The sequence below is a fragment of the Arthrobacter sp. SO3 genome, from assembly GCF_020532825.1.
Classification (GTDB): Bacteria; Actinomycetota; Actinomycetes; order Actinomycetales; family Micrococcaceae; genus Arthrobacter.
In genome coordinates this window covers 30,211-39,927 of the sequence record NZ_MQTS01000245.1, presented here as the reverse complement: position 1 = coordinate 39,927, position 9,717 = coordinate 30,211, and the positions used below count along the sequence as shown (strand labels likewise).

The 9,717-nt window shown below is 67.4% G+C and carries 10 protein-coding genes; 6 read left to right on the top strand and 4 right to left on the bottom strand.

Annotated features, from left to right (window positions below; genetic code table 11):
- Positions 1-310 precede the first annotated feature (310 nt).
- The 5 genes from fdxA (at position 311) to BJQ90_RS21955 (ending at position 4,797) form a co-directional block, all read left to right on the top strand.
- Positions 311-637 carry a ferredoxin gene (gene fdxA / locus BJQ90_RS21975; protein ID WP_226762298.1) on the top strand — a complete coding sequence of 109 codons (327 nt, stop codon included), beginning with the start codon at positions 311-313 and terminating at the stop codon, positions 635-637.
- 11 nt (positions 638-648) lie between these two features.
- Complete coding sequence (gene dapC / locus BJQ90_RS21970; RefSeq protein ID WP_226762297.1) at positions 649-1,797, top strand: succinyldiaminopimelate transaminase; 1,149 nt, start codon at positions 649-651, stop codon at positions 1,795-1,797.
- A 229-nt stretch (positions 1,798-2,026) separates the two neighbouring features.
- On the top strand, positions 2,027-3,310 hold the full coding sequence (locus BJQ90_RS21965) for a citrate synthase (RefSeq protein WP_226762296.1): 1,284 nt from the start codon (positions 2,027-2,029) through the stop codon (positions 3,308-3,310).
- A 179-nt stretch (positions 3,311-3,489) separates the two neighbouring features.
- Positions 3,490-4,128 (top strand): TetR/AcrR family transcriptional regulator, encoded by a 639-nt coding sequence (locus tag BJQ90_RS21960; RefSeq protein WP_226762295.1) that lies wholly within the window; start codon positions 3,490-3,492, stop codon positions 4,126-4,128.
- 57 nt (positions 4,129-4,185) lie between these two features.
- The gene (locus BJQ90_RS21955; RefSeq protein WP_226762294.1) at positions 4,186-4,797 is read left to right on the top strand and encodes a hypothetical protein; all 612 of its coding nucleotides are present in this window, start codon (positions 4,186-4,188) and stop codon (positions 4,795-4,797) included.
- 90 nt (positions 4,798-4,887) lie between these two features.
- Here the strand turns inward: BJQ90_RS21955 and BJQ90_RS21950 are convergent, their stop codons facing one another.
- Together BJQ90_RS21950 and dapD are read right to left on the bottom strand one after the other, a co-directional pair.
- Positions 4,888-5,745, bottom strand: a complete 858-nt coding sequence (locus BJQ90_RS21950) for a hypothetical protein (RefSeq protein WP_226762293.1) — start codon at positions 5,743-5,745, stop codon at positions 4,888-4,890.
- 68 nt (positions 5,746-5,813) lie between these two features.
- Positions 5,814-6,824 (bottom strand): 2,3,4,5-tetrahydropyridine-2,6-dicarboxylate N-succinyltransferase, encoded by a 1,011-nt coding sequence (gene dapD, locus BJQ90_RS21945; RefSeq protein ID WP_226762292.1) that lies wholly within the window; start codon positions 6,822-6,824, stop codon positions 5,814-5,816.
- Positions 6,825-6,909: 85 nt separating this feature from the next.
- Here dapD and dapE point away from each other — a divergent pair, with 85 nt between their 5' ends.
- A complete protein-coding gene (dapE, locus tag BJQ90_RS21940; RefSeq protein WP_226762291.1) occupies positions 6,910-8,064 on the top strand; it encodes a succinyl-diaminopimelate desuccinylase in 1,155 nt (384 codons plus the stop codon).
- Between the two features lie 168 nt (positions 8,065-8,232).
- On the opposite strand, the gene BJQ90_RS21935 is transcribed toward dapE, so the two are convergent.
- Together BJQ90_RS21935 and BJQ90_RS21930 are read right to left on the bottom strand one after the other, a co-directional pair.
- Positions 8,233-9,066, bottom strand: coding sequence for an amino acid ABC transporter permease (locus tag BJQ90_RS21935; RefSeq protein WP_226762290.1), 834 nt, complete (start codon positions 9,064-9,066; stop codon positions 8,233-8,235).
- Entirely contained in the window at positions 9,063-9,713 is a 651-nt protein-coding gene (locus tag BJQ90_RS21930) for an amino acid ABC transporter permease (protein ID WP_226762300.1), read from the bottom strand. Before BJQ90_RS21930 ends, BJQ90_RS21935 begins: the two co-directional genes overlap by 4 nt.
- Between the last annotated feature and the right edge of the window lie 4 nt (positions 9,714-9,717).

Here is a 9,717-nt window from a genome sequence, read left to right as displayed (position 1 = left end):
ATGGTGCAGCCGCCGTCGGCGCGTGCCACCAGCTCACCCAGGGCGTCCGTCAGGCCGCCCGCCACCCGGTACCTGACAACCACCCGGGTTCCCAGATCGGCGGCGGCAAGGAACTCCTGGGGCAAACTCGTCGGGGAACTCACACGTTCATACTAGGTCCGGTAGATTCAATAGTGCGGACCCGTGTGACGCCCGGCTAGGTTCGCGGGAACGGACCGGGAGATAATAGGCTCAGAAGTCAGCAGCCCGGCGCTCAGGCCGGGAGCAGTTTTCCGGCAGTCGCCGGAACCAACGTGGAGAGGCCAGGGACGTGACGTACGTAATCGCGCAGCCGTGTGTAGATGTCAAGGACAAGGCATGTATTGAAGAGTGCCCCGTCGATTGCATCTATGAGGGTGAGCGTTCCCTGTACATCCACCCCGATGAGTGCGTGGACTGCGGTGCCTGCGAGCCGGTCTGCCCCGTCGAAGCCATCTACTACGAGGATGACACCCCCGAGGAATGGGCCGACTACTACAAGGCCAACGTTGAATTCTTCGATGACCTGGGGTCCCCGGGCGGGGCCGCCAAGGTCGGCAACACCCACACGGACCACCCGATGATCGCCGCCCTGCCGCCGCAGAACCAAGAGAGCTAAGGCGGGCATCGGTGACATCTGCGCTGCGCAGCTTCGGCCTCAGCCTGCCCGACTACCCGTGGGAGGCCCTGGCGCCGTACATTGCCAGGGCAGCCGCACACCCCGGGGGAGTGGCCAACCTGTCGATCGGGACTCCGGTGGATGCCACCCCTGAAGTGGTGCAGGAGGCGCTCCGCGCCGCGGCGAACGCGCCCGGCTACCCTACGGTCCACGGCACAGCCGGGCTCCGGGAAGCGATCGCCGCGTGGTTTGAACGCCGCCGCGGCGTGCCGGGGCTGGATCCGCAGGACATCATGCCCACCGTGGGGTCCAAGGAGCTTGTGGCCTGGCTCCCGTTCCTGCTCGGCCTCAAGGCCGGCGACGTCGTCGTCCGCCCCACTGTCGCCTACCCCACCTACGACATTGGCGCCACGTTCGCCGGCGCTGAGCATGTGGCCGCGGACAACCTCGATGAGCTCGACGCCGCCACCCGCGCCAGAGTGCGCCTGGTGTGGGTCAACTCCCCGGCCAACCCCACCGGCAGCGTCCGCGACGCAGAATCGCTCCGCGGGATCGTCCGGCAGGCCCGCGCGCTCGGCGCAGTGGTGGCTTCGGACGAGTGCTACGCCGAACTGGGGTGGGGCGAATGGGACGTCCAGCGCGGGGGAGCCCCCGTGCCCAGCATCCTGGACCCACAGGTCGCGGAAGGCTCCCATGAAGGCCTGCTGGCCGTGTACTCCTTGAGCAAGCAGTCGAACCTGGCCGGCTACCGCGCCGCCTTTGTGGCCGGTGACCCCGCCATCATGGCGAACCTGGTCAACAGCCGCAAGCACGCGGGCATGATCGTTCCCTACCCGGTCCAGGAAGCCATGCGGGTCGCCCTCGGCGACGATGGCCACGTCCAGGCGCAGAAGGACCTCTACCGGGGGCGTCGGGAACGGATCGTGCCTGCGCTCGAGCGCTTTGGACTGACCATCCACGAATCCCGGGCCGGGCTCTACCTCTGGGCCACCGCGGGCGAAGCCACCTGGGACACGGTTGGACGGCTCGCGGACCGCGGGATCGTCGTCGGCCCGGGCATTTTCTACGGGGACGCCGGCAACGGATTCATCCGCGTCGCGCTGACGGCAAGCGATGAGCGGATCGACGCCGCCGCCTCGCGTCTGGCCGCAGGCCCGTAACAATGCTGTGACACGCGCCACAAGTGGCGCGTTTTGGCGGGTTCCGGATGGCCTTGGATTAGTGCCACCCGGAAACTGCCGGTAGTTTTTAACTGACTATCAATGGTGGCTTTCCACAAGAAGGCAGCGCAGCCGTTGGAACCCGTGTCTAAGACAGGTTCCGTGGGCGGCTTCACCAGATGTTGGACCAGCTTTCTACAGAGGCCCCCGAGGCCTCAGAGGAGACTCCATGACTGAGACCACCAGCGCAACCCTGCGCCATGCCGGCGGCGAGCTCGAACTCCCGCGCATCAAGGTTGTAGAAGGAAACGAAGGCTACGACGTTTCCAAACTGCTGAAGCAGACCGGTGCCGTTACTTTCGACCCCGGCTTCATGAATACCGCCGCAACCACCTCCGCCATCACCTACATCGACGGCGACGCCGGTGTCCTCCGGTACCGCGGCTACCCGATCGAGCAGCTCGCCAAGCACTCAAGCTTCCTGGAAGTTTCCTACCTGCTGATCTACGGCAACCTGCCGACCGCCACCGAACTGGAAGCTTTTGACCAGCGGATCCGCCACCACACCCTGCTGCACGAAGAGCTGAAGGGCTTCTTCAGCGGCTTCCCGCGCGACGCCCACCCGATGCCCGTGCTGTCCTCGGCCGTCTCCGCGCTCTCCACGTTCTACCAGGACTCGCTGGACCCCTTCAACGCCGAACAGGTCGAGGTTTCAACCTACCGGCTGCTGGCCAAGATGCCGGTCATCGCCGCGTACGCCCTGAAGAAGAGCATCGGCCAGCCGATGCTCTACCCGGACAACTCCCACAACCTGGTGGAGAACTTCCTGCGTCTGAGCTTCGGCCTGCCCGCCGAGCAGTACGAAGTGGACCCGGTCGTCGCCAAGGCGCTGGACCTGCTCCTGATCCTGCACGCCGACCACGAGCAGAACTGCTCGACCTCCACGGTCCGGCTGGTCGGCTCCTCCAACGCCAACCTCTTTGCCTCTGTCTCCGCCGGCATCAACGCCCTCTTCGGCCCCGCCCACGGCGGCGCCAATGAGGCCGTGCTGAAGATGCTCCGCCAGATCCAGGCCGACGGCACCAAGCCCGAGGACTACATGGAAAAGGTCAAGAACAAGGAAGACGGCGTCCGCCTCATGGGCTTCGGACACCGTGTCTATAAGAACTACGACCCGCGCGCCAAGATCGTGAAGGCCACGGCCCACGAGATCCTCACGAAGCTCGGCGGAAACGACGAACTCCTGGAGATCGCCCTGCGCCTCGAGGAGAAGGCCCTGAATGATGACTACTTCATCCAGCGCAAGCTCTACCCGAACGTGGACTTCTACACCGGCCTGATCTACAAGGCCATGGGCTTCCCGGAGAAGATGTTCACCGTGCTCTTCGCGATTGGCCGGCTGCCGGGCTGGATCGCCCAGTGGCGTGAAATGATCAACGACCCCAACACCAAGATCGGCCGCCCGCGCCAGCTGTACATCGGTGAGCCGGAGCGCAACTACCCTTCCGTGTGATGCCCCAGGCATGACCAGAAGTACGACGCCGGCCGCGCACCCCTCGGGGTGCGCGGCCGGCGTCGTTTGCATTCCGGGACGGGGCCCTGTCGGGCGGTGGCCGCACCTGACCCAGGCGGGGACGCTCCTCGACGGTGTGGCCCGCCGTCGTCCGGGCACATCCGTGCTAAAAAAGACTAATGCCCAAATTTGTCGACGCCGCACTGCGGCGCCAGGAAGTGGTCGAAGCGGTCTTCCGGATCGTCGCAGCGGACGGGCTGGAACGGGCCTCGCTCCGCGAAGTCGCGGACGAGGCGGAGCTGGCGGTCGGATCGGTCCGGCACTACTTCGCCAGCAGCGACGAACTCCTGACGCACTCCTTCGGAGTCGTTGTGGACCGGATCGTCAGCCGGCTGACGGCGGCCGATGAGCGGCTCGCGGAGGTGCGGCCCGGCACCCCGGAACACCACCAGGGCGTGTTAACCCTGCTGGGCGAGTTTCTTCCGCTGGATGAGGAACGCGCCGTTGACGCCTGCGTCTGGATGGCGTTCAAGAACGCCGCCAGGACCAAACCGTTCCTGGCCCCGGAAGCCGACCGGAGCCACCGCGCCGTGGCCGCGATCGTCGGGCGGCTCGTGATGGAAGTGGCCTCAGCGGCAAACACAGACGCGGCCATGGACCAGCAGCGGCTGGTCACGGAGGCGGAGCGGCTGCTGGCCACCCTGGACGGGCTCACCATGCACGCCCTGCTGCAGCCCGAATGGATGACCGCGCAGATGTGCACCGACGTGCTGGAGTCCCATCTCACCGGGCTGGGCAGCTACGCCGGCGGGCATTAACGTGCGTTAACTTGAGGAATACACTGGAAACGTACGTCTTGCCAAGGAGGCAATCGGATGCACCACACAGGCGGGCCGGGCTGGCGAATCACCATGGACACTTCGGGACCCATGCTCATTGCACTGTATGTTCGCGACGCCGCCGGCCTGGACAGCGCGGGGCACCCGGCGCTCTGCCAGGCGGCACCGAAGATCCGGCCAGCGGACCACACCCATCTCATTGCTGAGGTCGGCGGGCTGAGCGCGCTCAAGACGGAATGGGAAGCCTGGTGGGAACAGCTCCTGAAGGCCCATCCCGAGATGTCCCCGGAACTGGGCCCGCCCGGCTTCCGCGCCTTCAGTAATTCCCCGGCCCTCCGGCGTGTGCTGCAGGCGCATTTCGGTGCGGCGCTGTCCTGGGCCCGGGAGCGCCGCGGCGAGTACGTTGCCCTTGAGGCTGAGCGCGAAGCCGCCGGCGGGGTGCAGTTGCTGCAGGACATGGTTGACGACCGGCTGCTCGAGGTGGGACGCGCCGCCAACGACTTCAGCCTGACCATCGTTGAACTGCCCCTTGCCGAGCCGCGGGCCTGGTACCTGGAACCCGACAAGATCATCATGAGCACCGAGCTGCTGTCCCAGCCGGAACTGTTCCGCAGCTACGTGCAGCCCGTGGTGGACCTGCTGGTCTGAGCCCGGCCGCCCACGTGCCCAGCTGCCCCAAGTTCCCAGCTGCCCACGTGCCCGGCCTCCCCGGGGCGCCGGGAGAGCCGACGGCGAGGCCTACGGCTTCGGCGTCGGCTCCTCGGCGACCGTGACCCTGACCTGTCCCGCCGGAATATCGGCGGACTGCCAGCCGTTGCGGGCCTGGCGCGACCAGCTGCGGCCCTCCGCCTGGACTTCTGTGATGGAGAGGGCCTTGGCGTTGGCAACCGCCCACTGCGCCACGGCCCAGGCCTGGGTTCCCTCGGCGTCGAGCAGGAGGGTGCGGCCCTCGGTGGAGGCCGGAAGGCCGCCGAAGGCCGCGGCCAGACGCTCCTGCACGGCAGCCGTGTCGCCGGCGGCGTCCGGGTCCCGCAGCGAGCAGTCGAGTCCTGCGGGTGTCTGGCCGGTCAGCGACGAGGCGAAGGCGCGGGCCATCACCTCGTGCTGGGCGTAGGCGTCAGGATACGCGGAACGCTGGACCCGCTGCGCTGCCACGGTGATGTCCAGCGCCTCGTAGCCGGGGACCTTGGCGAGGGCATCGTAGAAGGCATTGGTCGCGTGGTACGGATCCATCACCTGCTCCAGCGTCCCCCAGCCCTGGGAGGGACGCTGCTGGAAAAGCCCGCGGGAGTCCGGCCCGGCCTGGTCGCCGTGGCCGATATTCCGGAGTTTGGATTCCTGCATGGCCGTGGCCAGTGCGATGCTTGCCGCCCGGGCCGGGAGCCCCCGGCGGACGGCGACGGCGGTGATCAGGCCGGCGTTGGCGGCCTGGTCCGTGGCGAGGTCGGAGCTGCCGCCGCCCGCAGCCGTGCAGTGTTCGGTGATGAGGACTTCGGACCGCTGCACGAAGGCCATCGCGGTGAAGGTTCCGCCCGTGACCATGGCCAGGGTCAGCAGCAGCACAAATCGACGGCGCAAGCTGCCTCTGCGTGCCACGAAACTACTCCCTCGGGCCCTTTCCGGGCCGGTACATTCTGCAAACGCCTGGCGTTCCGCACCCAACCTTAGTTGGCGTGCAGGGCCTCGTTGAGTTCGACGGTCTGCCCCTGGCGCGGGAGGACCTCCACTTCACCGGTGGAGGAGTTGCGGCGGAAGAGCAGGTTGGGGACGCCGGAGAGCTCCACGGCCTTTACGACCTGGCTGGTGTCCTCGCCGTCGGCGTCCTTGGCGCCGACCACGCGCACGCGGGTTCCCGCGGTGACGTAAAGCCCGGCCTCGACGACGCAATCGTCGCCGATGCTGATGCCCACCCCCGAGTTGGCGCCCAGCAGCACCCGCTTGCCCAGGGAGATTTTTTCCTTGCCGCCACCGGAGAGAGTCCCCATGATCGACGCGCCGCCGCCGACGTCGGAGCCGTCACCGGCGACCACGCCGGCCGAGATGCGGCCTTCCACCATGGACGTGCCAAGCGTGCCGGCGTTGAAGTTCACAAAGCCCTCGTGCATGACCGTGGTGCCCTCGGCCAGGTGCGCGCCGAGGCGGACCCGGTCGGCGTCGGCGATGCGCACGCCGGAGGGAATGACGTAGTCGACCATGCGGGGGAACTTGTCCACGCCAAAGACGGTGACGGCGCCGCGCTTGCGCAGCCGGGCCCGGGTCAGTTCGAAGCCTTCGACAGCGGCGGGTCCGAAGTTGGTCCACACCACGTTGGGGAGGTTGCCGAAGATGCCGTCCAGATTGATGGTGTTCGGCTGCACCAGCCGGTGCGAGAGCAGGTGCAGGCGCAGGTAGGCGTCGGCCGTGTCCGCGGGGGCCTCGTCGAGGTGGATCTGGACGAAGACGACCTTCTGCTCGGTGCCGCGGTCGGGGTCGGCGCCGGTCTCGGCGATGTCGAGCAGCGACTGGTCCGCGTTGGCGACGTCACGGAGGCGCTCCGTCGCCGTTCCGAGGGCCGGAGCCGGGAACCAGACGTCCAGGACGGTGCCTTCACCAGTGCCGGTGGCGATCGTGGCGACGCCGTAACCATAGGCGGAGCGGGCGTCTGCGGGCACAGCGGAAGAAGCGGTTTCAGTCATGCCCCAAGTCTATAGACGGCGCAGGCCCACCCCGAAACCCGTTACAGCCGGGGCGGCGGCGAAGTTCAGCGGATAAAGTGGGAGAGTGACTGCCCCGGACTTGAACGCGCACCCGACCGCCCGCCCGCACGCCGCCGCCCGCCTGGACCTGCGCCAGGACGTGGCGCTGCTGACGGCGGCGCTCATCGACATCTACAGCGTCTCCGGTGAGGAGGGGGAACTGGCCGACGCCGTGGAGCATGCCCTCCGCACCATTCCGCAGCTCGAGCTGGTCCGCGACGGGGATTCGATCATCGCCCGTACCAACCTCGGCCGCGCCGAACGGGTCATCCTGGCCGGGCACCTGGACACCGTGCCCCTGCCGACCACGGAGGGCTCCCTCGGGACCGTCCCGTCCTACTGGCCTTCGGGGGCGCCCGGCGAGGGCGTCCTTTACGGCCGCGGGGCCACCGACATGAAGGGCGGCGTCGCCGTGCAGCTGGCGCTGGCCGCAGGGATGTTCGACGGCGGTGCGGAACCGGACAAGGACATCACCTTCGTGTTCTACGACCATGAGGAAGTCGAGGCCGTCAAGAGCGGACTGGGCCGGCTCGTCCGGAACCACGGCAGCCTGCTGGGCGGGGACTTCGCGATCCTGCTGGAACCCACTGACGGGACGGTGGAGGGCGGCTGCAACGGCACGATGCGCTTCGAAGCGACAACCGTGGGTGAGGCGGCACATTCGGCCCGGGCGTGGATGGGAAGCAACGCGATCCACGCCGCGGCCCCGATCCTTGCCCGGCTCGCGGCGTACGAGCCCCGCACTATCACCGTGGACGGCCTGGACTACCGGGAAAGCCTCAACGCCGTAAAGGTCAACGGCGGGACCGCCGGCAACGTCATACCGGACCGGTGCGTCGTGGAAATCAACTACCGCTTCGCCCCCGACAAGACCCCGGACGAGGCCGAGCAGCACGTCCGGGACCTGCTGGACGGATTCGACGTCGTCCGGACCGACAGCGCCGCCGGCGCGCGGCCGGGACTCCACCACCCGGCGGCAGCGTCCTTTGTTGCCGCCGTCGGGGCCGCGCCGAAACCGAAGTACGGCTGGACCGACGTCGCCCGCTTCAGCGAGCTGGGCATCCCGGCGGTGAACTTCGGCCCGGGCGATGCCCTGCTTGCGCACAAGGACAACGAACACGTCGAGGCCGACGCGATCCGCGAATGCCTGCGGGCGCTGCGGAGCTGGCTCACGGCCTGACCCGGCCGGCGGCACAAGTCGGGCGGCGCAAGTCAGGCGGAACAAGGCCGACCCCGCACGGCCACTCACACGAGACCACACGCAAAAGGTCCGGAACCCCCGATAGGGATTCCGGACCTTTTGCGTGTGGGGCTGCGCGGCGCGGGAGCGGGCCGCGTGGCGGGGAGCCTACTTGGCAGGGATCCCTGCGACCGGCACGTGCACGACGCCGCCGGCGGCCTTTTTGGAACCGCGCTTCTCGATCCAGATCGCCAGGCGGGAGACGGAGAAGTTGATGGCGATGTAGATCGCCGCAGCCACGAAGAACACCGGGAACAGGTAGGCCGGGCCGAGGAAGTCGGCCATGATCTGCACTTTGCGCAACAGTTCCTCGTAGGACACGATGTAGCCCAGCGAGGTGTCCTTCAGCAGCACGACGAGCTGTGCCACGAGGGACGGCAGCATGCGCCGGATCGCCTGCGGCAACTCGATGCTGCGCCGGGAGGCGAAACTGGTGAGGCCGATCGCGAGGCCGGCTTCACGCTGGCCCTTCGGGAGGGACTGGATGCCGGCGCGGATGATCTCGGCGAAGATCGCCGAGTTGTACAGCACGAGACCCGCCACAACCGCGACGAACGAGCCCGTCGCGAACACCAGCAGCACGAAGAACATCATCAGGACCACGGGCATGCCGCGCAGGAACTCCAGCACGATCCGCGTCGGGATCCGGATCCAGGCGATGGCGGAGATCCGCATGAGGCTCAGCACCAGCCCGAGCGGGAACGCGATCACGGCAGCCACCGCAGCCGCGCTGAGCGTGGCGAGGATGCCATTGCCGATGAGCACCCAGACATCGGGAATCTGGAACACCGCCCAGCGTTTGGGGTCGAAGATACCCTGCTGGGCAAGTGTCATGACGGCCAGGACCAGGAGTCCGCCGATCACGATGACACCGATGATGGAGCCGATCAGGGAAATGCGGCGGGCCTTGGGCCCGGGGACGTCGTAAAGGACCGAGGTCATCGGGCGATCGCCACCTTTCGTTCAACCACGGTGGCCACATAGCCAAGCGGGACGGTTATCAGCAGGTAGAAGAAGGCGACGCCGACCAGGACCCACAGCACCGCGTCGCCATTGGCGTTGGCGAGCTGCCGGCCGTAGCCGAAGAGTTCCAGCACGTAGAACGCGCCGGCCACCGAGGAGTTCTTCACGAGCGCAATGAGAATGTTGATCATGGGCGGGATCACCGTGCGCAGAGCCTGCGGCAGGATGATCAGGCTGAGGACCTGGCTGAACTTCATGCCGATGCTGCGGGCGGCCTCGGCCTGGCCGACGGGGACGCTGTTGACGCCGGAGCGCACCGCTTCGGCGATGAAGGCCGAGGTGTAGGCGCTCAGGGCGATGATGGCGGCGACTTCGAACTGCTGGAATGTCACCCCGAGGCGGGGCAGGACCACGGCGGCAAAGAAGAAGGCGATGGTCAGCGGCGTGTTCCGGACAATCTCCACGTACGTCATGCTGAACCCGCGCAAAGCTGCGATGGGCGAGACGCGGGCTGCCGCGAGGACGGTGCCGAAGATCAGCGCAATGATCCCCGAAACCACGGACAGGAAGAGGGTTCTGAGAAAGCCGTCCCAATACTGGGGGAGGTTTTCAATGATGACGTCCATAGGT